At 72.2% G+C, this 23,341-nt stretch carries 13 protein-coding genes; 7 read left to right on the top strand and 6 right to left on the bottom strand.

Going from position 1 to position 23,341, the window contains the following annotated elements; all coding sequences use genetic code 11:
• Window positions 1-37: 37 nt before the first annotated feature.
• The gene (locus ACFC1F_RS02200; protein ID WP_376155018.1) at window positions 38-1,537 is read right to left on the bottom strand and encodes an MFS transporter; all 1,500 of its coding nucleotides are present in this window, start codon (window positions 1,535-1,537) and stop codon (window positions 38-40) included.
• 131 nt (window positions 1,538-1,668) lie between these two features.
• Between ACFC1F_RS02200 and ACFC1F_RS02195 the strand changes: the two genes are divergently transcribed.
• Window positions 1,669-2,397 (top strand): TetR/AcrR family transcriptional regulator, encoded by a 729-nt coding sequence (locus ACFC1F_RS02195; RefSeq protein ID WP_376155016.1) that lies wholly within the window; start codon window positions 1,669-1,671, stop codon window positions 2,395-2,397.
• Between the two features lie 379 nt (window positions 2,398-2,776).
• Here the strand turns inward: ACFC1F_RS02195 and ACFC1F_RS02190 are convergent, their stop codons facing one another.
• From ACFC1F_RS02190 to ACFC1F_RS02175, 4 genes are all read right to left on the bottom strand, one after another.
• Window positions 2,777-3,334 (bottom strand): ATP-binding protein, encoded by a 558-nt coding sequence (locus tag ACFC1F_RS02190; protein ID WP_374105972.1) that lies wholly within the window; start codon window positions 3,332-3,334, stop codon window positions 2,777-2,779.
• A 117-nt stretch (window positions 3,335-3,451) separates the two neighbouring features.
• A complete protein-coding gene (locus tag ACFC1F_RS02185; RefSeq protein ID WP_376155015.1) occupies window positions 3,452-4,699 on the bottom strand; it encodes an Ig-like domain-containing protein in 1,248 nt (415 codons plus the stop codon).
• A gap of 213 nt (window positions 4,700-4,912) precedes the next feature.
• Window positions 4,913-6,103, bottom strand: a complete 1,191-nt coding sequence (locus tag ACFC1F_RS02180) for an Ig-like domain-containing protein (protein ID WP_376155045.1) — start codon at window positions 6,101-6,103, stop codon at window positions 4,913-4,915.
• Window positions 6,104-6,420: 317 nt separating this feature from the next.
• Window positions 6,421-7,605, bottom strand: coding sequence for an Ig-like domain-containing protein (locus ACFC1F_RS02175; protein WP_376155013.1), 1,185 nt, complete (start codon window positions 7,603-7,605; stop codon window positions 6,421-6,423).
• Between the two features lie 373 nt (window positions 7,606-7,978).
• On the opposite strand from ACFC1F_RS02175, the gene glgX reads away from it, so the two are divergent.
• The 3 genes from glgX to ACFC1F_RS02160 all read left to right on the top strand — a co-directional run bounded on the left by glgX (window position 7,979) and on the right by ACFC1F_RS02160 (window position 13,957).
• Window positions 7,979-10,192, top strand: coding sequence for a glycogen debranching protein GlgX (gene glgX / locus ACFC1F_RS02170; protein ID WP_376155011.1), 2,214 nt, complete (start codon window positions 7,979-7,981; stop codon window positions 10,190-10,192).
• Window positions 10,193-10,289: 97 nt separating this feature from the next.
• On the top strand, window positions 10,290-12,119 hold the full coding sequence (locus tag ACFC1F_RS02165; protein WP_376155009.1) for an ABC transporter ATP-binding protein: 1,830 nt from the start codon (window positions 10,290-10,292) through the stop codon (window positions 12,117-12,119).
• Window positions 12,116-13,957: an ABC transporter ATP-binding protein gene (locus ACFC1F_RS02160; RefSeq protein ID WP_376155008.1), complete on the top strand. Its 1,842-nt coding sequence runs from the start codon at window positions 12,116-12,118 to the stop codon at window positions 13,955-13,957. Before ACFC1F_RS02165 ends, ACFC1F_RS02160 begins: the two co-directional genes overlap by 4 nt.
• A 71-nt stretch (window positions 13,958-14,028) precedes the next feature.
• On the opposite strand, the gene glgP is transcribed toward ACFC1F_RS02160, so the two are convergent.
• Entirely contained in the window at window positions 14,029-16,785 is a 2,757-nt protein-coding gene (glgP, locus tag ACFC1F_RS02155) for an alpha-glucan family phosphorylase (protein WP_376155006.1), read from the bottom strand.
• 1,089 nt (window positions 16,786-17,874) lie between these two features.
• On the opposite strand from glgP, the gene ACFC1F_RS02150 reads away from it, so the two are divergent.
• The 3 genes from ACFC1F_RS02150 to ACFC1F_RS02140 all read left to right on the top strand — a co-directional run bounded on the left by ACFC1F_RS02150 (window position 17,875) and on the right by ACFC1F_RS02140 (window position 23,303).
• Window positions 17,875-19,830, top strand: a complete 1,956-nt coding sequence (locus ACFC1F_RS02150; protein WP_376155043.1) for an alpha-1,4-glucan--maltose-1-phosphate maltosyltransferase — start codon at window positions 17,875-17,877, stop codon at window positions 19,828-19,830.
• Complete coding sequence (treS, locus tag ACFC1F_RS02145) at window positions 19,827-21,551, top strand: maltose alpha-D-glucosyltransferase (RefSeq protein WP_148642869.1); 1,725 nt, start codon at window positions 19,827-19,829, stop codon at window positions 21,549-21,551. The genes ACFC1F_RS02150 and treS overlap by 4 nt, the downstream gene beginning before the upstream one ends.
• Window positions 21,552-21,815: 264 nt before the next feature.
• A complete protein-coding gene (locus ACFC1F_RS02140; protein WP_209411335.1) occupies window positions 21,816-23,303 on the top strand; it encodes a phosphotransferase in 1,488 nt (495 codons plus the stop codon).
• Window positions 23,304-23,341 lie beyond the last annotated feature (38 nt).

The raw sequence follows: 23,341 nt of genomic DNA, 5'->3' as shown, positions 1-23,341 counted from the left end.
CCCTCCCCGGGGTGCCGGCCTTCCGTCGAGCTGGGGCTCAGGCGACCAGCTCCGCCTCCTCCGCCGCGGCCTCCGCGGCCTCGGGCTTCTTGTCCCGCATCACCAGGGCGGCCAGGACGGCCGCGGCCAGGATGCTGACCGCGCTGATGGTGAAGGTGGTGGACATCGAGGAGGTGAAGGCCTCCCGGGCGGCGTGGACGAGACCCGCGTCGCCGTTGGCGGCGGCCAGCGCGTCGCCGATGGAGCGCTTGGCCTGCTCGGACGAGCCGGCGGGCATCTCGTGGGCGAAGCGGCTGGAGAGCAGCGAGCCGAGGATGGCGATGCCGAGCGCGGTGCCGGCCTGCTGGATGGTGTCGTTGAGGGCGGAGCCGACGCCGGCCCGCTCGGCGGGGATGGTGCCCATCAGGGCGCCGACGGCGGCCGGCATCGCGAGGCCGGCGCCGAGGCCGAGCAGACCGAGGGCGACGGCCGGGAGGGCGAAGCCGCTGTCGGCGGAGACGGTGGTGAGCAGGCCGAACGAGCTGGCCATGACCAGCATGCCGGCCAGGATCAGGAGCCGGTGGCCGGTCTTCGCGGCGAGCCCGGCACCGGCGCCGTTGCCGATCAGCGCGGCGACGGCGAGCGGGACGAACGCGAGGCCGGCCTTGACGGGCGAGTAGCCGAGGACGAACTGCAGGTACTGCGTGAGGACGAGCAGCAGGCCGCCGTTGCCGATCTGGACCAGGGTGAGGGAGAGCGAGCCGCCGCTGAAGTTGCGGTGCTTGAACAGGACGAGCGGGACCATCGGGGACTCGGTGACGTTCTCCCAGATCACGAACCCGCCGAGGGCGACCACGGCCACGGCCAGGGTGATCAGCGACCTGCCCTCGAAGGCGCCGTGCTGCGGGATCTCGATGATCCACCAGACCAGTGCGGTCATGCCGGCGGCGGAGAGGACCGCGCCCAGCGGGTCGGCCTTCTGCCACGGGCCCTTGGACTCCGGCATCAGGGTGAGGGCGGCGAGCACGGCCAGGACGACGACCGGGACGTTGATGAAGAAGATCGAGTGCCACGAGAAGTGGTCGATCAGGACGCCGCCGAGCACCGGGCTGCCGACCAGGCCGAGCATCGACACCGACCCCCACGCCGCCATCGCCTTGCTGCGCTCGTCCTCCTCGAAGACGGTGATCAGGATCGAGAGGGTGGACGGCATGATCAGCGCGCCGCCGACGCCCATCGCGATCCGGGCGGCGACGACCTCGCCCGGGTTGGTGCAGAGGGTGGCGCCCAGTGAGGCGGCTCCGAAGAGCAGCAGGCCGATCACCATCACCTTCCGGCGGCCGAACCGGTCCCCGAGGCTGCCCGAGGTGAGCAGGAGTCCGGCGAACACCAGGATGTAGGAGTCGAGGATCCACTGGGTGTCCTGGGCGCTCGCCTTGATGTCCTCCGTCATGGACGGGACGGCGACGGTCAGCGCCATGCTGTCGATCACCAGGACCAGCGTGCTGAGGCAGAGCACGACGAGGATCCACCAGCGACGTGGGTTGCGGGTTTCCATGGTTCTTCCTTCCGAGCTGCGCACGCTGTTCCTTCGTTGCGAACACTGTACGCACGGCGGAACAGTGTGCGCAACCCCTTGCACATGTACGCTGGATGCGCACGGTGTACGCAGAAGAGTGGAGGACGACCATGCCCGCAAAGGCGCAGCAGAAGCCGATCCCGTCCGTGTGGGCGCGGCAGCAGCGCGAGCCCGACCAGCCCGCACTGAGCCGGGCGGCGATCGTCAGGGAGGCCGTCGTCATGCTGGACGCGGACGGCGTCGAGGCGCTCAGCATGCGCAAGCTCGGCGCCCGCCTGAACGCCGGCGCGACCTCGCTCTACCGGCACGTGGCCACCAAGGAGGAGCTGATGGAGCTCGCGGTGGACGAGGTCTTCGGCGAGATCGACGTCCCGCCGGCCGACAGCCCGGACTGGCGGGCGGCGGTCACCCTGGCCGCCGAGTCCTTCCGCGCGACGACGCTGCGCCACCCCTGGCTGGCCTCGGTCCTCGGCCAGGCAGGGCTCGCCTACCTGGGCCCCAACCTGATGGCCTACGCCGAGCAGGTGGCCGCCCTGTTCACCGCCGCCGGCTTCCCCGAGCCGTCACGCGCGATCGACACCGTGCTCTCGTACGCGATCGGCATGAGTACGACGGAGGCCGCCTGGCTGACCACGGTCGCCCGCTCGGGCGAGACCGAGACCGCTTTCATCGCCCGTCTGATTCCCGCGGCGCAGGAGGCGGTGGCCGGCAGCGAACACCTCGCCTCCTCGTACGACGCCGTGGTGGGTGCCGACCCGGTGGCCCTGCGCAACTCCAAGTTCACCTACGGCCTGGACGTCATCCTCGACGGACTCGCGCTGCGCCTGCCCAGTGCGTAGCGGGCACCCCGCACTTTGCATCGATCATGAATAATCTCAGGCCACAGCGTTAACCTATGCAAATTCCAAAGGTGAACCAGGTTACAAACCTTGCAATCAAAGACGCTCGGTTTGCCCACATGCTGAGATCCGTGCGATAGTCGAGGTGTCCAAGGGCGGACGCCATCGAATCCGCCGTGGGCACCGGAACTACGGCCGGCCCGACCTGGCACGGCCGTCGTCCATCGCGCGGCACGCACCCCCTTGGCCGGCGCGATGACTTGCAGGGGCCCCCAGCTGCCGGACCACGGCGCGTCGGGGGCCCTGCGTGTTTTCCGGGCCCGCAGCATGCGCCGCGCACGCCCACCGGACCCCCGCACACGCCGGCGCACCGGCACCCTCAGTGCCGCTCGCGCACCTTCAGCTCGAACCAGACGCCCTTGCCGCGGGGCAGCAGGTCCGCGCCCCAGCGGTCCGCCAGGTCGTCGACGACCTTGAGGCCGCGCCCGCGCTCGTTGACCGGCAGCGGCTCGGCCAGGATCAGGCAGGGCATCGCCCGCGAGGAGTCCCGCACCTCGACCCGGAGCCAGCCCGGCTTGCGCGACACCTGGAGGCCGATGGTCCGCCCGGCCGCGTGCCGCACCGCGTTGGCCACCAGCTCGCTGGTCAGCAACTCGCCGACCTCCAGCTGCTGGTGGAGGTCCCAGGATTCGAGGACGGAGAGCACCAGCCGGCGGGCCACCGGACCGGACTCCGGCCGGGACGGCAGCCGCACCTCCCCCGGGTCCGTCTGGTCGCACAGCCTGCCGGAGTACATGTGTTCCAGCTCCTCGGAGCTGAGTCGTTCCAGGGCCGCGAGAGTGTCCTGGAAGCACATCCACGACGCGTCAGCAACCAAGCTGGACCCAGGAAGTGATGACTGATCTGTTTCGCCCCAACCCGCCATGCGGACCATCATTGCGGAACGCAAGCGGCCGCGTACGGACAATGAGCAAACGATCACCACTCGATCGGCATATGCCGCGTGCAACCCGGACCCGCGCGCCGTCAAGCCCGGGTTGCCGCGAACCGGCTCCTACCAGGCACTCCAGGCCAGGTTCCAGCCGCTGAGGCCGTTGTCCGGCTCCACCTGGCCGCGCGAGGAATTCTGCACGGTCACGATGTCGCCGATCAGCGAGTCGTCGTAGAACTTGCCCGCCGAGGTGGCGTCGCCGCCGCCCTTGACGTCCTTGAGGCCGACGCAGCCGTGGCTGACGTTGTCCTCGCCGAAGGCGTTGCTCCAGTAGTTTCCGTGCACGTACGTGCCGGACGTGGTCAGCCGCATCGAGTGCGGCACCTGGAGGTCGTACGGCGCACCGGTCATGCCGGGCATGCTGCTGGACTGCATCCGCACCACGCCCTCCTTCGACATGACGACCATGGTGCCGTTCCAGGTCGGGTGCTCCGGCGAGCCGGAGGTGATGTCGATGGTGGAGGTCGCCCCGTCGCGGACCACCGTCATCCGGTGGCTCTTGGCGTCAACCGTCGAGACCTGCGATCGCCCGATCGTGAAGGGCTCGTCCCGGTCCACGCCGCCGTACACGCCGGGGGCGATCTCCACGCTCTTCAGGCGGTACTGGACGGTGACCTTGGTACCGGGCTTCCAGTACGCCTCCGGGCGGAAGTCCAGCCGGCGGTCGCCGAACCAGTGGCCCTTCACGACCGTGCCGTTGTCGGTCTTGACGGCGATGCCCTGGGCGACGGCGTCCTTGTTCTTCACGTCCTTGTCGAAGTCGACCGAGACGATCATGCCGACGCCGTACGTGGCGTTGTCCTCGACGTTGTCGCTCGCCTTCGCCTCGCGCTCGGGCGTCAGCGTGGTGAAGCTGCTGTCCGCCGTGGCGACCACGCCGTTGGCGTCCGCCGCCATCGCGCTCACCTGGTAGGCGGTGCCGACCGCGAGACCGGCGGACGGGGTCCAGCTGCTCCCGTCGGCGGCGATCGTGCCGGCCACCTCCTTGCCGGTCTTGTCGCTCACCTTGACGGTGGTGAGCTTGCCGCCCGCCACCGCGACCTTCAGCGCACCGCTGGGCGCCACGTCCACCGCGCCGCTCTTCGGCTGGATGTCCACCACCGCGGCCGAGGTCTTCGGCGTCGCGGCCGCCGGGGCCGTGGCGGAGCCGGAGGCGGTCGCCGAGGCGGTCGGCGCGGCCCCCGCGGCCGCGCCGCCCCCCAGCTCGGCCTTGGCCGCGCTCCCGCTGCCGCCACCGCCGCCACAGGCGCTGGTCAGCACCATCACGCCACCGAGACAGCCGGCGGCCACCATCCTGCGTATCGACCTCACGTCGACTCCCTCCCTCGATCCCGTCCCTGATCCCGCGGGATCCGACAGATACACGCCGCAGCCAACGGAAAGGTTGCGCCATTCGAGGGGCAATTACCCCACGAACGAGGACCGGCCCGACCCCAACGAGTGAGGATCGGGCCGGTCGTTACCCAACCGGGACTACCAGGGCCGTCAGCGGGGTAAAGCGCCTCCCCGGGACGGCCGGCCGGTCTACCAGTTCGCCCAGGCGATGTTCCAGCCGCCGAGCCCGTTGTCGGGCGAGACGGTCTTCTCCTTGGTGTTCACGATCTTGACGACGTCACCGACCAGCGAGTCGTTGAAGAACTTGCCCGCCACCGAGGAGTCGCTGCCGCCCTTCTCGTCCTGCATCGAGACGCAGCCGTGGCTCGCGTTGGTCTTGCCGAAGGGGTTGGCCCAGTAGTTGCCGTGCACGAAGGTGCCCGAGGTGGTCAGCCGCATCGCGTGCGGCACGTCCTGGATGTCGTACTCGCCGCCGAGACCGACGGTCTGCGAGTTCATCCGGGTGACCTTCTCCTTGGACATGATCACCATGGTGCCGCCCCAGGAAGGCGTCGCGTCCGCCCCGAGGGTGACCGGCACGGTCGTGCTCTGGCCGCCCCGGACGATCGTCATCTTGTGCGCCGCCGCGTCCGCGGTGGAGACCTGCGAGCGGCCGATGGTGAACGGCTCGTCCTTGTCCACGTCACCGTAGATGCCGGGCGCGACCTCGACGTTCTTCAGGCGGTACTTGATGGTGACCTTGGTGTCCGGCTTCCAGTACTCGGCCGGGCGGAAGTCCAGCCGGCGGGCGCCGAACCAGTGGCCCTTCACCTCGGTGGCGGCACCGTCGCTGGTCTCGAACGTGATGCCCTTGAGCACGGCGTCCTTGTTCTTGACGTCCTTGTTGAAGACCACCGAGACGATCATGCCGACGCCGTAGGTGGCGTTGTCGGCGATGTTGTCGTTGGTGGAGATCGTCTTCGCCGGCGTCAGCGTGGTGAACGAGGTCGTCGACGCGGCCACCAGGCCCTCGGCGTCCTGGGCCTGCGCGCTCACCTTGTACGCCATGCCGACGGCCAGCGCACCGCTCGGCTTCCAGCCGCTGCCGTCCGCCGAGATCGCCCCCGCGACCGGCTTGCCCTCCTTGTCGGTCACCTCGACCGTGGTGAGCTTGCCGTTGGCCACCGACACGTTCAGCCCGTTGGTCGGCGCGACGTCCTGGGCGCCGTCCTTCGGGTCGACGGTCAGCACCGCGGCCGACGTCTTCGGCGTCCCCTGGCTCTGGCCGGCCGCCGGGGCGCCACTGGCCCCCGCCGTCGCGGCCGCGTCACCGCCGCCGGTTTTGCTGTCACCGCCCTTGTCGTCGTTGCAGGCTGCGGTGAACAGCAGCACCCCACCCATCGCCAGTGCCACCGCACTGCGGCGCAGGCCACGGTTGCGACGGTTGGTGGTGCGTATTGCGGCCTCGGCCGCCCAAACCGGCTTCACGGTTTCTCCCCTCCCGGTGTCCACCCTGATGGACGCGCATCGACCCGGACGGGTTGCACCTGACCGGCGATCTTTCTGCGCCGGGCTTCCGGCGCGGAAGCAGGATAGCTAAGCCGAATGAGTGAATCCTGGGGGGAGGTCCGTGGACCGGGGGTGGACCCGGGGTGAAGACGGGGCCTCGAACGCCCGCCGGGCCGCCCTCCCCGCCCGGCCGGCGGGGGCCCGCCGGGTCAGTGCGCCTCGTGCGGGACGGCGCTGCCGGCCAGCCACTGGCCCCAGGGCAGGTTCCAGCCGTTCAGGCCGTTGTTCGGCGGGACGACCTCCCCCGCGGAGGCCTTCACCTCCAGCACGTCCCCCGGGACGGTGTGCTCGAAGAGCCAGCCCGCCGGGGTCTCCGTGCTCGTCCCGCCCTTGGCGTCGGCCAGGCCGATGCAGCCGTGGCTGGTGTTGGCGGTGCCGAACACCTCCGGGTCGGCCCAGTAGTTGCCGTGGATGAACGTGCCCGAGTTGGTCAGCCGCATCGCGTGCGGGACGTCCTTGATGTCGTACTCGTCGCCCATCCCGACGGTCTGCGAGTTCATCCTGGTCACCTTGTACTTCTCGGAGACCACCAGGACGCCCCGGTACGTCGAGTGCTTCGGGTCGCCGCCGGACACCTTCAGCACCTTCACCACCCTGCCGCCCTGCCCGGCCCGGACGGTCAGGGTGTGGGCGTCCAGGTCCACCGTGGAGACCTGGGCCCGGCCCACCGTGAAGCGGACGTCCTTCACCTGGGTGCCGAACTCGCCCGGCGCGCCCTGCACGCCCTTCAGCCGCAGCGCCACCTCCACCCTGGTGCCCGCCGCCCAGTACTTCTGCGGCCGGATGTCCAGCCGCTGGTTGCCGAACCAGTGCGCGGCCACCTCGACCGGCGGGTCGGCGGTCACCGCGACGGCCTTCTCCACGGCCGCCCGGTCGGCGACCGGCCGGCTGAAGCGCAGCGAGACCGGCATGCCGACGCCGACCGTGGAGCCGTCCTCCGGGGTGAAGAAGGCCACGAAGGTGTGGGCCCGCGCCGCCGTCGAGAAGTCCGTGTGCTGGGCCGCCTTCTGCCCCTGCTCGTCCTCGGCCACCGAGTCCAGGGTGTAGGCGGTGCCCAGCGGGAGCAGGCCGTCCGGCATCCAGGTCGAGCCGTCCTCGGAGATCGTCCCGGCCACCTCGGCGCCCTTGGAGTCGGCCAGCCGGACGGAGACCAGCCGCCCCTCGGCCACCGTGACCCGGACGGGGCCCTCCGGCGGGACGTCCTGCGTGCCGTCGGCGGGCAGCGCGGTGATGGCCGCCCGCGAGACGGGCGGCGGCGCGGCGTGGGCCGGGCCCGACGACGCCGCGCCGCCGCCGGCCGGGGTGCCGCCCCCGCCGGCGCAACCCGTCAGCACTGCCAGGCACCAGGCCAAGGCCCCCGCGCGCCGTGCCCAAACCCGTCCTCGGGGCCGCATTCCGGGGCCTCCCGCCTCTTCCGTCCGATACCCCCCACAACGAGGGCGAGCACGGCAGGACACGCCCAAACCCCGGAAACCGCACACCGGAGGAGCAATCGCGGGCCGGGCGCCCCAACGCGCTCCGCACGGGAAGTCGGCCGGTCCGACTTCCCGTGCGCGCCGCCGTGCGGGCCCCGGCGGCGCCCGGGCACGGGAGGGCCGGGAGTTCGGGCCGGCGTAAGCCTCCGTTCAGCGGGCTTCCGCTCCGTGGGATCAGGGAAAGAGAAGGTGAACGGGGTCCGGGACACCCCGGTTCAGGGAGGGTACGGCCATGGCGTCAGGGCAGGAGCTGGAAGCCGGAGTGCGGCCGCGCGGCGGGGCGGCCGCCGAACAGCCGTGGCCCGGCAGCTGGCAGCCGCTCGGCGCCCGCTTCCGGACCGACGCCCAGGGGCGCCGGGGCACCAACTTCGCGCTCTGGGCGGCCGGCGCCGAGGCCGTCGACCTCTGCCTGTTCGACGAGGACGGGCAGGAGAGCAGACACCGCCTCACCGAGCAGGACTTCCAGACCTGGCACGGCTTCCTGCCCGGCGTCCGCCCGGGCACCCGCTACGGCTTCCGCGTCCACGGCCGCTGGGACCCGTGGACGGGCGCCCGCTGGAACCCGGCCAAGCTGCTGCTCGACCCGTACGCCCGCGCCATCGACGGCTGTTACACCTCCCACGACGCGGTCTGCGCCGCCGTCCGCAACTGGCCCGAGGCGGACGTCGCCGACACCGTCCGGGACAACCGCGACTCGGCCCGGTACGTGCCCAGGTCCGTGGTCGTCCACGACGACGACGACTGGTACGACGACCACCGCCCCAAGACCCCGTGGGCCGAGACCGTCCTCTACGAGCTGCACGTGCGCGGCTTCACCATGCGCCACCCGGACGTCCCGCCGCACCTGCGCGGCACCTACGCCGGCCTCGCGCACCCCGCCGCCGTCGCCCACCTCACCGCGCTCGGCGTCACCGCCGTCGAGCTGCTGCCCGTCCACCAGCACGCCAGCGAGGACCACCTCCAGGCGCGCGGGCTGGTCAACTACTGGGGCTACAACACGATCGGCTACTTCGCCCCGCACGCCGGCTACTCCTCCTCGGGCGGTCTCGGCGGCCAGGTCGGCGAGTTCAAGCGGATGGTGCGCGCGCTGCACGCCGCCGGGATCGAGGTGATCCTCGACGTGGTCTACAACCACACCGCCGAGGCCGCCGAACTCGGCCCCTCCCTCTCCCTGCGCGGCATCGACAACGCCGGCTACTACCGCCTCCCGCTGAACCGCCCGCGCGGCTACGCCGACTACACCGGCTGCGGCAACACCCTGGACACCCGACGGCCGCACGTCGTCCGGCTGGTCACCGACTCGCTGCGGTACTGGGTGACCGAGATGGGCGTGGACGGCTTCCGCTTCGACCTCGCCGCCGCCCTCGCCCGGGGCAACGACGGCGTCGACATGGACCACCCGTTCCTCGCCGCCGTCTCGCAGGACCCGGTGCTCAGCCGGGTCAAGCTCATCGCCGAGCCGTGGGACGTCGGCGCCGGCGGCTACCAGGTGGGCGGCTTCCCGCCGCTCTGGGCCGAGTGGAACGACAAGTACCGCGACACCGTGCGGGACTTCTGGCGCGGAGCCCGCCCCGACGTGCGCGAGCTGGGCTACCGGCTCTCCGGCTCCTCCGACCTCTACCAGCGCGGCGGCCGGCGCCCGTACGCCTCCGTCAACTTCGTCACCGCGCACGACGGCTTCACCCTGCGCGACCTGGTCTCCTACAACCGCAAGCACAACGAGGCCAACGGCGAGGCCAACCGGGACGGCACCGACGACAACCGGTCCTGGAACCACGGCGCCGAGGGCGAGACCGCCGACCCGGCCGTCAACGCGCTGCGGCTGCGCCAGCTCCGCAACCTGATGGCCACCCTGCTGCTCTCCACCGGCGTGCCGATGATCACCGCCGGGGACGAGTTCGGCCGCACCCAGGGCGGCAACAACAACGCCTACTGCCAGGACGGCGAGGTCAGCTGGCTGGACTGGTCCCTGCTGGAGGACCGGCGCTGGGCCGGGCTGCGCGATCTCACCGCCCGCCTCGTCCGGCTCCGCCGCACCCACCCGGTGCTGCGCCAGCGGGCGTTCTTCTCCGGCCGGGCCGCGGTGCCCGGCGGCCAGCCCGACCTCGCCTGGTTCACGCCGCGCGGGAAGGAGATGACCGAGGCCGACTGGTTCGGCCCGACGGCCTGCCTCGGCATGCTGCTCTCCGGCGCCGCGATGTCCGAACGCGACCAGTACGGCAGCCCGTTGCGCGACGACAGCTTCCTGCTGCTGCTCAACGCCGGCCCCGAGGCCGTCCCGTTCACCCTCCCCGGCGAACCCTGGGCCGCACCCGACGCGCAGTACACGACCGTCCTCGACACCGCCGCGGACGAGACCGGCAACGGCACCCACACCCACCACCCGCAGGACGCCGTCACCCTGGGCGGGCGCTCCCTGCGCCTCCTGCGCACACCCGCCGCCTGACATCCGCCGGAGCGCCCCCGCGCACGTGGCCGGTTCTCGCCGACAGGTCCGAAAAACCGGATGAGAAATGACGCGGTCACGACCTACGCTCACGGCGATGGCCGAGAACCAAGCCCCCACGCCCGCGCCCGCCCGACGGTCGACGGTCCGCTCGCTGCTGCGCCTGTGGCCGTACGTCCGCCCGATCCGCTGGCGGCTGGCCGCCTCGGTCGGCTCCGCCCTGCTCGCCGCGCTCAGCCTGCTGCTGGTACCGATCGTGCTCGGCCGGATCGTCGACGGACCGATCGCCGACCACGACCTCGACGCGCTCTGGCCGCTGATCGCCCTGCTGCTGGCCCTCGGCCTCTTCGAGGCGGGGCTGTTCTACACCCGGCGGGTGATTCTGGCCAGACCGCTCGCCCGGGTGGAGACCGCGATGCGCGGCGACCTCTTCGCCAGGCTCCAGCGGCTGCCGGTCGCCTTCCACGACCGTTGGGGCTCCGGCCAGTTGCTCTCCCGGGCCACCTCCGACATGTTCACCATGCGGCTGTTCCTGACCTTCCCGCTGGTCTTCCTGATCGTCAACTCGGTGACGTTCCTGGCCGGCACCGCGCTGATGTTCACCCAGGACTGGCGGCTCGCACTGATCGTGCTGCTCCCCGCCGGGCCGCTGCTGCTGCTGACCCGGCGCTTCGAGACCGGCTACTCGGACGCCGCCCGCCGCGCCCAGGACCAGAACGGCGACCTCGCCACCGTGATCGAGGAGTCCATCCTCGGCATCCGCATCCTCAAGGCCTTCGGCCGCCACCGCTCGATGGCCGAGCGGTTCCGCGGGCAGGCGCACCGGCTGCGCCGCACCGAACTGCGCAAGGCCGGCCTGCTGGCCAACCTCTGGGCGGTGATCGTCGGCCTGCCCGAGCTGGCGCTCGGCTGCGCACTCGCGGCCGGCTGCTACCTGGTCGCGCACGACGAGCTGACCACCGGCACCCTGGTCGCCTTCCTCTCCACCGCGCTGGCACTGCGCTGGCCCGTCGAGTCGCTCGGCTGGCTGCTCGCCTACGCCAACGAGGCCGCGACCGCCACCGACCGCTACTTCGAGGTGCTCGACGCAGAGCTGCCGGACGAGAAGGTGGACGAGAAGGTGGACGAGGCGACGGGCGAGCGGGCGCCCCTTCCCGGGAGCTCCCCCAACGGCATCCGCCTCACCGGCGTGCGCTTCCGCTACCCCGACGCCCCGTCCGACACCCTCGATCTGCTCCGCGGCATCGACCTGCACATCCGCAGCGGCGAGACGATGGCCCTGGTCGGCGCCACCGGCAGCGGCAAGACCACGCTCACCGCCCTGCTCCCGCGGCTCTACGAGGCCACCGCCGGCAGCATCACCCTGGACGGGCGGGACATCCGCGAGCTGTCCCGGGAGCGGCTGCGCGAGCTGGTCGCCGTCGCCTTCGAGGAGCCCACGCTGTTCTCGGCCACCGTCCGGGAGAACGTCCTGATGGGCGCGCCCGGCGCCGACGCCGGGCAACTCGCCACCGCCCTCGCCACCGCCCAGGCCGGCTTCGTCGAGAAGCTGCCCGACGGCGTCGAGACGGAGGTCGGCGAGCAGGGTCTCAGCCTCTCCGGCGGCCAGCGCCAGCGGCTCGCCCTGGCCCGCGCGGTGGTCGGCGACCCGGCCTTCCTGGTGCTGGACGACCCGCTCTCCGCCCTGGACGTGCACACCGAGGCGCTGGTCGAACAGGCGCTGCGGCAGGTGCTCGGCTCCACCACCGCCCTGGTGGTGGCCCACCGGCCGAGCACCGTGCTGCTCGCCGACCGGGTCGCCGTGCTGGCGGACGGCCGGATCGAGGCCGTCGGCACCCACCAGGACCTGCTGCGCACCTCGACGCGCTACCGCGAACTGATGTCGGGCGAGGCCGCCCTCGTACCGGAGGGGAGCCCCGCCCGATGACCACCACGATCGAGCCCGACGAGAAGGCCGCGGAGCCCGAGGACGATCTGCCGCCCCCGCCGGCCGACGAGGAGGACATCCCCGTCCCGCCCGGCGCCCCCCGCGCGCTGCTGCGTGCGCTGCTCGGCCCGCACCGGACCCGCATCACGATCGCGATGGTGGTGATCCTGGTCCAGCAGGCGGCGCTGCAGTCCGGCCCGCTGCTGGTGGCGATCGCGATGGACCGGGGCATCCCGGCCCTGCGCGACCACGACGCCGGCCCGCTGATCGCGGTGATCTCGGCCTACCTGTCCTTCGCGCTGCTGAGCACCGTCCTGCAGTGGACGTTCATCAAGATCAGCGCCCGGATCAACCAGGACATCCTGCTGGAGCTGCGCGGCCGGATCTTCCGGCACGCCCAGCGGCTCAGCCTGGACTTCCACGAGCGCTACACCTCGGGCCGGATCATCTCCCGCGCCACCAGTGACGTGGACGCGCTGCGCGAGCTGCTCTCCGAGGGCCTCCAGGAACTGCTGACCGTGTTCCTCTCGGTCTGTTACATCTCGGTGCTGCTGCTGGTGATGGACTGGCGGCTCGGCCTGGTCTCGCTGGGCTCCTTCGTACCGCTCTTCCTGATCGCCCGCTCGTTCCGGCGGCGCTCGCGCCTGGTCTACCGCCGCTCGCGCACCTCGGCCGCGTCACTGATCGTCCGGTTCACCGAGACCATGAACGGCATCCGCCCGGTCCAGGCGTTCCGCCGCGAGCGGGCCAACGACGCCGCGTTCGGCGTGGTGAACCGGCAGTCCGCCACGGCCATGGCGGACGGCCTGCTGGAGATCGCCCGGTACGTCGGCCTCTCCCGCACCACCGCCAACGTCTGGATGGCCGGCGTCGTGCTGCTCGGCGCCTTCCTGGTCACCGACGGCGCGGTGGAGCTGGGCGTGCTCACCGGCTTCGTGCTCTACCTGCGCCGGCTGTACGACCCGATCGACCAGCTGGCGATGTTCCTGAACAGCTACCAGTCGGCCGCCGCCGCCCTGGAGAAGATCGCCGGCCTGCTCGCCCACGAGCCGACCGTCGCCGAACCGGCCGAGCCGAAGGAGCTGCCGAAGTCCCTCACCAAGGGGCGGGAGGTGCACTTCGAGAAGGCCCGGTTCGGCTACCGCACGGGGAAGGAGGTGCTCCCCGCCTTCGACCTGGTGCTGCCCGCCGGGCAGACGGTGGCCGTGGTCGGTGCGACCGGCGCGGGCAAGTCGACCGTCGCCAAGCTGCTGGCCCGCTTCTACGACCCGACCGGCGGGCGGATCTCCCTCGACGGGATCGACCTGCGCGACCTCGCCACCCCCGAGCTGCGGCGCGGGGTGGTGATGGTGACCCAGGAGTCCTTCCTGTTCTCCGGCACCGTCGCCGAGAACATCGCGCTCGGCCGGCCCGGCGCCACCCGCGAGGAGGTCGAGGAGGCCGCCCGGGCGATCGGCGCGCACGAGTTCGTCGCCGCACTGCCCGAGGGCTTCGACACCGACGTGCGCAAGCGCGGCGGCCGGATCTCGGCCGGCCAGCGCCAACTGGTCGCCTTCGCCCGCGCCCTGCTGGCCGACCCGGCGGTGCTGATCCTGGACGAGGCGACCAGCTCGCTCGACGTGCCGGGCGAGCAGGCCGTCCAGCGGGCGATGCGGACGGTGCTGGCCGGGCGGACGGCGGTGATCATCGCCCACCGCCTCTCCACCGTGGAGATCGCCGACCGGGTGCTGGTGATGGACCAGGGCCGGATCGTCGAGGACGGCACCCCGGAGGAGCTGATCGCGGGCTCCGGGCGGTTCGCCGAGCTGCACCAGGCGTGGCGGGACAGCCTGGTCTGACCGCGGCCGTTGCCCGTGGCGCACGGGTGGGGAGGGCCGGCCCGGCCGGCCCTCCCCACCTCACCGGCCGCTCAGCGCAGCATCCCCGCGTCCATCCCCGCCGACTCGGCCGGCAGCGCGACCAGGCCCAGCTCGGCCGGCGAGGCCAGCCGCGGATGGGCCGGCAGCACCCGGACGGTGTAGCCGAACGGGCCCGTCCGGCAGAGCTCCAGCGATCCCTCGTACCGGGTCCGCCCGTCGAGGTCCGGCCCGCCGACCGGCTTCAGGGCGAGCACGCAGGCGTCCGAGATGCCGTCCGCCTCGTCCACCCGGCCGGAGACCGCCTGCACCTCGACGTCGCCGGGCTCCAGCGTGCCGAGCGCGACCTGCACCCGAAGCGCCAGTGAGCTGCCCAGCTCCTGCGCCTCGTCCGGGCAGTCCGCCTCGACGTGCTCGACCCGGACGGCGGGCCAGGCCTCCCGCACCCGGGTCTTCCAGGCGGCCAGCTCTCGCGCCCCGGCGTAGGGGCCCGTCACGCGCTGCCCCTCGTCGCTCCCGGCCCCGGCGCGCCCGTCGGCCCGGACCGGGCCCGGCACCGCGGCCGCCAGCTCCCGCTGGGCCTGCGCGGCGGGCGTGTACAGCCGCTCCACGTACTCGCGGACCATCCGCCCGGCCAGCACCTTGGGCCCGAGGGTCACCAGGGTGTGCCGGACCATGGCGATCCAGCGGTGCGGCAGGCCGTCCGCGCCCCGGTCGTAGAACCGGGCGGCCACCTGGTGCTCGATCAGGTCGTACAGCGCGGCGGACTCGATGTCGTCCCGCCGTTCGGCCTCGCCGCTCTCCGGGTCGAGGACGCCGCCGCTCTCGTCGGCGGTGGGGATCGCCCAGCCGTTCTGGCCGTCGTACCACTCGTCCCACCAGCCGTCGAGGACGGACAGGTTGAGGCAGCCGTTGAGCGCGGCCTTCATCCCCGAGGTGCCGCAGGCCTCCAGCGGGCGGAGCGGGTTGTTCAGCCAGACGTCGCAGCCCGGGTAGAGGTGCCGGGCCATCGCCATGTCGTAGTCCGGCAGGAAGACGATCCGGTGCCGGACGGCCGGGTCGTCGGCGAAGGCGACCATCTGCTGGATGAGCCGCTTGCCGCCGTCGTCGGCCGGGTGGGCCTTGCCGGCGACCACGATCTGCACCGGCCGGGTGGGGTGCAGCAGCAGGGCGCGCAGCCGCTCCTGGTCGCGCAGCATCAGGGTGAGCCGCTTGTAGGAGGGGACCCTGCGGGCGAAGCCGATGGTCAGCACGTCCGGGTCGAGCACCGAGGAGACCCAGCCCAGCTCGGCCTCGCCGGCGCCGCGCTGGCGCCAGGAGGCGCGCAGCCGGCGGCGGGCCTCGTCCACCAGCTGGGCGCGCAGGGTGCGGCGCAGCTCCCAGATCTCGGCGTTGCCGATCCGTTCCAGGCCCGTCCAGCGCTTGGCGTCACCGGTGGTCATCGCGTCCTCGGCGCGGTCGGCGCCGATCTCCGCGGCGCCGAGCCGGACGACCGCCGGGTCGATCCAGGTGGCGGCGTGCACGCCGTTGGTGACGGAGGTGATCGGCACGTCCGCGGAGTCGAAGCCCGGCCAGAGGCCGTTGAACATCGACCGGCTGACCTCGCCGTGCAGGGTGGAGACGCCGTTGGCCCGCTGGGCGAGGCGCAGGCCCATGGCGGCCATGTTGAACAGCTTCGGGTCCCCGCCGCGCCAGGTCTCGGCCCCGAGCGCGAGCACCTGTTCGACCGGGACGCCGGGCAGTGCGGCGTCGCCGCCGAAGTGCCGGGCGACCAGGTCCCGGTCGAAGCGGTCGATGCCGGCCGGGACGGGGGTGTGGGTGGTGAAGAGGGTGCCGGCCCGGACGGCCTCCAGGGCGGCGGCGAAGTCGAGGCCGGGGCCGGCCGCGCCGTCGGCGATCAGCTCGCGGATCCGCTCGACGCCGAGGAAGCCGGCGTGGCCCTCGTTGGTGTGGAAGACCTCGGGGGCGGCGTGGCCGGTGAGCCGGCCGTAGGCGCGCACCGCGCGGACGCCGCCGATCCCGAGCAGCATCTCCTGGAGCAGCCGGTGCTCGCTGCCGCCGCCGTAGAGGCGGTCGGTGACGTCGCGCTCGGCCGGCGAGTTGGCCTCGATGTCGGAGTCGAGCAGCAGCAGCGGGACGCGCCCGACCTGGGCCCGCCAGATGTGGGCGCTCAGGGTGCGGCCGCCGGGCAGCGCGAGGTCGATCCGGCAGGGCGTGCCGTCACCCTCCCGGAGCAGGGTGACGGCCAGTTCGTCCGGGTCGAGGAGCGGGTAGCGCTCCTGCTGCCAGCCGTCCCTGCCGAGGGACTGCCGGAAGTAGCCGTGCCGGTAGAACAGCCCCACGCCGATGATCGGGACCCCGAGGTCGCTGGCGGCCTTGAGGTGGTCGCCGGCCAGGATGCCGAGCCCGCCGGAGTACTGGGGCAGCGCCGCGGCGATGCCGTACTCGGGCGAGAAGTAGGCGATGGCGGCGGGCTGCGGGGCGACGGCGGCCTGCTGGTCGGGGCCGTGCGGGGCGGCCTGGTACCAGCGCGGGCCGGAGAGGTACTCCCGCAGGTCGTCGGCGAGGTCGCCGAGTCTGCGCAGGAACCGCCGGTCCCCGGCGAGCGCGGCGAGCCGGGCGGCCGGGACCTCCCCCAGCAGGCGCACCGGGTCCTCCCCGGTCGCGGCCCAGACGTCCGGGTCCACGGACCGGAAGAGGTCCCTGGTCTCGGGGTGCCAGGACCAGCGCAGGTTGAAGGCCAGCTCGTGCAACGGCTGGAGTTGTTCGGGCAGGACGGTGCGGACGGTGAATCTGCGGATTGCCTTCACGGCGTGAAGCGTAGCCCCGGCGACTGTCATGATGGTGCGTCAAGTGGGCTATTGGGCCTCCGTTCGGCCTATTGGTGAGATCGCATTCGGCGCATTGGACTGCACAGGGGGCGCGCGAGGCGCACTTTCCCGGGGGCCGCGCTACCAATACGTGAACATCGCGGAACAGCTCCATTTCCTGCCGTGGCTCCGCCCCCGCATTGGCCCGAAACTACTGTCGTACCGCTGCGAAAGTCTTGTCCCCGGTGCGACTATGAACCAAGGTCGTTGATGCTGTGGGGAGTGCGGCGACGGGTGGCGCCCCCCTTGAAGCAGCACGTCCGAATCCTTTTCGCGTTGATCGTTCCTCAACCTCCTTAGCCCATTCGGCGCCCACGGCGCACCGATGCGTGTCCTCGAACTCGGCCTGCTCGTTCACGGGTGGGTTGGGTCGCCCAGGGGCGTGCCCCGAGAGGCGTGCGCCGGGACGCGCGCGGGCTCTCGGGCTCCCCGCCACGGGCTTGGCGGGCGCGGGGCAGGTTGCCGGGGACGGCGGCGCGGGCAGGCTTCCGGTCGCACGGCCTCCCCACCCAGCAGTCCTCCCGGTACTCCCCCCGGCCCGTGCGGCCCGCGGGAGCTGCCGCCGATCTCGGGCAGGAGTTTGGCATGCACGGCGACACGCGGGACCAGTCCACACCGGTGACCGACACCGTCGACGCGGGGGTCGCGGAATCCGCCGGACGGATGGATTCTGACACCCGGACAGACGCGCCGATGCCGGCACCCCGGGGTGCCGGGGCTATCCGTACGGAGCAGCAGAGCGAACCGGCCCGACAACCCGGGGCCGAGGAGACCCGCCCCGCGGCACCGCGCAAGCGCACCACCACCCGGCGCAGCGCGACCGCCGCCACCACCGGCAAGGCCGCCACCACGGCCACCGCCACCGCGAAGGCCGCCACCACGGCCACCGCCGTGGCCGGAGCCGACGCCGCCGGGGCCGGCACCGCCTCCCGCAACGCTCCCGCCCGGACCGCGGCCAACCGGACCGCGACCCCCCGGACCGCGACCACCCGCAAGCCCTCCGCCCGCAAGACGACAGAGAGCGACACCGTGATCGGCCGCATCCCCGTCCTGGACGTCAGCCCCCTCGTCGACGCCGGCCGCCGCCCGGCCAAGGCCGTGACCGGCGAGGCCTTCCTGGTCACCGCCACCGTGTTCCGCGAGGGCCACGACGCGGTGAACGCCAACGTGGTGCTGCGCGACCCGCGCGGCCGCAGCGGCCCGTGGACGCCGATGCGCGAACTCGCCGAGGGCACCGACCGCTGGGGCGCCCTCGTCACCCCGACCGCGCCCGGCCGCTGGTCCTACCTGGTGGAGGCGTGGAGCGACCCGCTGGCCACCTGGCGCAGGACCGCCGCGGTGAAGCTGCCCGCCGGGATCGACACCGCGCTGGTCCTGGAGGAGGGCGCGCTGCTGCTGGAGCGGGCCGCCGGCGGCGTGCCCAAGAAGGAGGGCCGGGCGCACGTCCTGGCCGCGGTGGACGCGCTGCGCGACACCGGCCTGCCGCCGCTCTCCCGGCTCGCGGCCGCGCTCGCCCCCGAGGTGCTGGACCTGCTGGCCCGCTACCCGCTGCGCGAGCTGGTCAGCGCCTCCCGGCCGCTGCCGCTCCAGGTGGACCGCGAGCGGGCGCTGTACGGCTCCTGGTACGAGTTCTTCCCCCGCTCGGAGGGCGCGGTGGTCGACCCGTCCGGCGTCGAGCCGCCGCGTTCGGGCACCCTGCGCACCGCCGCCGAGCGGCTGCCGGCCGTCGCGGCGATGGGCTTCGACGTGGTCTACCTGCCACCCGTCCACCCGATCGGCCGCGCCTACCGCAAGGGCCCGGACAACACCCTGACGGCCGGCCCGCACGACGTCGGCTCGCCGTGGGCGATCGGCTCGCCCGAGGGCGGCCACGACGCGGTCCACCCCGACCTCGGCACCATCGAGGACTTCGACCACTTCGTCGCCGAGGCCGGGGCGCTGCACCTGGAGGTGGCGCTGGACTTCGCGCTGCAGTGTTCGCCGGACCACCCGTGGGTGAACAAGCACCCGGAATGGTTCAGCCACCGCGCCGACGGCTCCATCGCCTATGCCGAGAACCCGCCGAAGAAGTACCAGGACATCTATCCGATCAACTTCGACCAGGACATGGACGGAATCGTCAAGGAAACCATCCGTATCCTCCGGTTCTGGATGTCCCACGGCGTGCGGATCTTCCGGGTCGACAACCCGCACACCAAACCGGTGCTGTTCTGGGAGAAGGTGCTCGGCGACATCGCCCGCACCGACCCCGATGTCGTGTTCCTGGCGGAGGCGTTCACCCGCCCCGCGATGATGCAGACCCTGGGGAAGATCGGTTTCCACCAGTCGTACACGTACTTCACCTGGCGCACCACCAAGCAGGAACTCACCGACTACCTCACCGAACTCAGTGGTGACGCCGCCGCGTACATGCGGCCCAACTTCTTCGCCAACACCCCGGACATCCTGCACGGCTACCTGCAGACCGGCGGCCGGGCCGCGTTCGCGATCCGCGCGGTCCTGGCCGCCACCCTCTCCCCCAGCTACGGCGTCTACGCCGGCTACGAGCTGTGCGAGAACGAGCCGGCCCACCCGGGGTCCGAGGAGTACCTGCACTCCGAGAAGTACGAGCTGCGCCCGCGCGACTGGAACCGCACCGACACCCTGGCCCCGCTGCTCACCGTGCTGAACCGGCTGCGCCGCCGGCACCCGGCCCTCCAGCAGCTGCGCGGCCTGCGCTTCCACGCCACCGACAACGACCAGGTGCTCGCCTTCTCCAAGACGGCCACCACGGCCGAGGGCCTCACCGACCACGTCCTCACGGTGGTCAACCTGGACCCGCACCACGTGCAGGAGGCCACCGTCACCCTCGACGGGGACGGGCCGTTCGCGGTGCACGACGAGCTCACCGGCGCCGCCTACACCTGGGGCCGGCACAACTACGTCCGGCTCGATCCCTCAGCCGAGCCGGCTCACCTCCTCACGGTTCGGAGGAACCCAGCGTGACAGTGAACGAGCCCGTCCCCGACACCTTCCCCGAGACCTCGAAGAAGAACCTTGACCCCGAGTGGTTCAAGCGTGCGGTCTTCTACGAGGTGCTGGTGCGGTCCTTCCAGGACAGCAACGGCGACGGGGTCGGGGACCTCAGGGGGCTCACGTCCAAACTCGACTACCTCCAGTGGCTCGGGGTCGACTGCCTCTGGCTGCCGCCGTTCTTCGCCTCACCCCTGCGCGACGGCGGTTACGACGTGGCCGACTACAAGTCGGTCCTGCCGGAGTTCGGCGACCTCGCCGACTTCATGGAGTTCGTGGACGCCGCGCACGCCCGCGGCATGCGCGTGATCATCGACTTCGTCATGAACCACACCAGCGACCAGCACCCGTGGTTCCAGGCCTCCCGGGAGGACCCGGACGGCCCGTACGGCGACTTCTACATGTGGGCCGACGACGACAAGCAGTACCCCGACGCCCGGATCATCTTCGTCGACACCGAGACCTCCAACTGGACGTACGACCCGGTGCGCAAGCAGTACTACTGGCACCGGTTCTTCTCCCACCAGCCGGACCTCAACTACGACAACCCCCGGGTCCAGGACGAGATGATCGCCGGACTCCGCTTCTGGCTCGACCTCGGCATCGACGGCTTCCGGCTGGACGCCGTGCCGTACCTGTTCGCCCGCGAGGGCACCAACTGCGAGAACCTTCCGGAGACGCACGAGTTCCTCCAGCGGGTCCGCAAGGAGATCGACGCCGACTACCCCGACACCGTGCTGCTCGCCGAGGCCAACCAGTGGCCGGAGGACGTCGTCGACTACTTCGGCGACTTCGCCTCGGGCGGCGACGAGTGCCACATGGCGTTCCACTTCCCGGTGATGCCGAGGATCTTCATGGCGGTCCGGCGGGAGTCCCGCTACCCCGTCTCCGAGATCCTCGCCAAGACCCCGAAGATCCCCGGCGGCTGCCAGTGGGGCATCTTCCTGCGCAACCACGACGAGCTGACCCTGGAGATGGTCACCGACGAGGAGCGCGACTACATGTACGCGGAGTACGCCAAGGACCCGAGGATGCGCGCCAACGTGGGCATCCGCCGACGGCTCGCCCCGCTGCTGGAGAACGACCGCAACCAGATCGAGCTGTTCACCGCCCTGCTGCTCTCCCTCCCCGGCTCGCCGGTGCTCTACTACGGGGACGAGATCGGCATGGGCGACAACATCTGGCTGGGCGACCGGGACGGCGTGCGCACGCCGATGCAGTGGACCCCGGACCGCAACGCGGGTTTCTCCTCCGCCGACCCGGGCAGGCTCAGTCTGCCGCCCATCATGGATCCGGTGTACGGCTACCAGGTGACCAACGTCGAGGCGCAGCAGAGCAGTTCGAGTTCGCTGCTGCACTGGACGCGTCGCATGATCGAGATCCGAAAGCTCAACCCGGCCTTCGGCCTGGGCACGTACACCGAACTGCCCTCCAGCAACCCCGCGGTGCTGGCCTTCGTGCGCGAGCACGAGGGCGACCTGGTCATGTGCGTGAACAACTTCTCCCGGTTCGCGCAGCCGACCGAACTGGACCTGCGGCAGTACGGCGGGCGGTATCCGGTGGAGCTGATCGGCGGGGTGCGCTTCCCCTCGATCGGCGAGTGGCCGTACCTGCTCACGCTCGCCGGGCACGGCTTCTACTGGTTCCAGCTCCGCCAGCCCCCGCGGCTGAGCGGAACCAGGCGATCGAAGTAACGATCCATCAGGCGCCGCCCCCGTACCCGGGTGCTCCGGCGCCACCCGCACCACCAAACCCTCCGGGGGCGCGAGTTGAACCCCACGCGCCCCCGGAGGTCTCTGCACCACCGCGTACGGAGAACAGCCCAACGGCCACCCACACGAAGGCGTGACACCTGAGCACCGCTCGCGTGCCGTCGCCGCCGCGCCGCCGAAATCCGGAAGACTGACGGACCCGGCCAGACCCGTCGGGCACCCGCCCGCTTCCGGGGAAAGGGAGTCATGTCCGAAACCTCCCGTTCTCAAGCCCACGTGCACCGCGACACCCCCGCCGGCCCCGTGCCGGTGGGCACCCGCGGTGCCGGGGCCCGGAGAACCGCTCTGGGGGTCAGCGAACTCGTCCAGGCGGCCCTGCCGCTCATCGCCGAGTGGCTCCCCACCCAGCGCTGGTACGCCGGCAAGGGGCGGCCCATCACCGGCCTCACCCCGGTGGTCGGCACCCCGCTCCAGGTCGGCGACCCCGCCCTGCTCCACCTGCTGCTGCGGGTCGAACACGCCACCACCGCCGGCGCGCCGCACGGGGACATCTACCAACTGCTGCTCGGCATCCGCTCCCAGGGGCCCGCCGGCATCGAGCCCACCGCGGTCCTCGGCCGGCTCACCCAGGGCCCGTACGACGGCGCGGCGCTCTACGACGCGGTGCACGACCCCGAGCTCACCGGGCGGCTGCTGGAGCACCTGGCCACCGGCGACCGGTTCGGCTCCCTGTCGTTCCGCCGCACCCCCGGCTCCGGGCTCCCCGCCAACCTTCCCGGGCGCGCCTCCACCGCCGAACAGTCCAACAGCTCGGTCATCTACGGCACCTCGTACATCCTCAAGCTCTTCCGCCGCATCCACCCCGGCACCAACCCCGACCTGGAGCTCTCCCTGGCGCTCTCCCGCGCCGGCTCCACCCGGATCCCCCGGGTCGCGGCCTGGTTCGAGAGCCGGCTGGAGCGCGCCGAGCCGGCCACCCTCGGACTGCTCCAGCGCTACCTGCCGGAGGCCGAGGACGGCTGGGAGCTGGCGCTCGACCAGGTCGGCCGGCTCAAGGGCGACCCGTCGCCCGGCAACTTCGCCATCGAGGCCCACCGGCTCGGCCGGGCCACCGCCGAGGTGCACCGGGTCCTGGCCCGCTCGATGCCGGTCGCCCGGCTGGACCGCACCCAGACCCGGCAGCTGGCCACCGCGATGGCCGACCGGCTCGACAGCGCGGTGGCCGTCGTCCCCGGGCTGATGCGCTACCGGGCCGCGCTGCGCACCGCCTTCCAGCAGCTCGCCGACGCCCACCCGGACGGCATGCCGGTCCAGCGGATCCACGGCGACCTGCACCTCGGCCAGGCCATGCGCACCCCGCACGGCTGGGTGCTGCTGGACTTCGAGGGCGAGCCGGCCAAGTCCGTCGCCGAACGGCGCGAACCGCAGACCGCGCTGCGGGACGTCGCCGCGATGCTCCGCTCCTTCGACTACGCCGCCGCCCACCTGCTGGCCGGCGGCCCGCACGACCCGGAGCTGGCCCACCTGGCCGCCGCCTGGGCGCAGCGCAACCGCACCGCCTTCTGCGCCGGCTACACCGCCGGCGGCGGCACCGACCCGGCGGCCTCGCCGGAGCTGATGCGCGCGCTGGAGATCGACAAGGCGGTCTACGAGGTGGTGTACGAGGCCCGGCACCGGCCCGGCTGGCTGCCGATCCCGCTGGCCGCGATCAACCGGCTCGCGCTCACCGTCTGACCCCGTCCTCCGCCTGTCCCCCCTGCTCCCCTGCTCCC

Source organism: Kitasatospora sp. NPDC056181 (genome assembly GCF_042266225.1).
In the GTDB taxonomy this organism is placed as follows: domain Bacteria; phylum Actinomycetota; class Actinomycetes; order Streptomycetales; family Streptomycetaceae; genus Kitasatospora.
This window is presented reverse-complemented; position numbering and strand designations above follow the sequence as displayed.

Bases quoted from the DNA above. Each gene is read 5' to 3' on its own strand.
- glgX (WP_376155011.1), top strand. From the start codon at position 7,979: ATGGCGTCAGGGCAGGAGCTGGAAGCCGGAGTGCGGCCGCGCGGCGGG.
- ACFC1F_RS02140 (WP_209411335.1), top strand. From the start codon at position 21,816: ATGTCCGAAACCTCCCGTTCTCAAGCCCACGTGCACCGCGACACCCCC.
- ACFC1F_RS02195 (WP_376155016.1), top strand. From the start codon at position 1,669: ATGCCCGCAAAGGCGCAGCAGAAGCCGATCCCGTCCGTGTGGGCGCGG.
- ACFC1F_RS02200 (WP_376155018.1), bottom strand. From the start codon at position 1,537: ATGGAAACCCGCAACCCACGTCGCTGGTGGATCCTCGTCGTGCTCTGC.
- ACFC1F_RS02190 (WP_374105972.1), bottom strand. From the start codon at position 3,334: ATGATGGTCCGCATGGCGGGTTGGGGCGAAACAGATCAGTCATCACTT.
- ACFC1F_RS02180 (WP_376155045.1), bottom strand. From the start codon at position 6,103: ATGGGTGGGGTGCTGCTGTTCACCGCAGCCTGCAACGACGACAAGGGC.
- ACFC1F_RS02160 (WP_376155008.1), top strand. From the start codon at position 12,116: ATGACCACCACGATCGAGCCCGACGAGAAGGCCGCGGAGCCCGAGGAC.
- ACFC1F_RS02165 (WP_376155009.1), top strand. From the start codon at position 10,290: ATGGCCGAGAACCAAGCCCCCACGCCCGCGCCCGCCCGACGGTCGACG.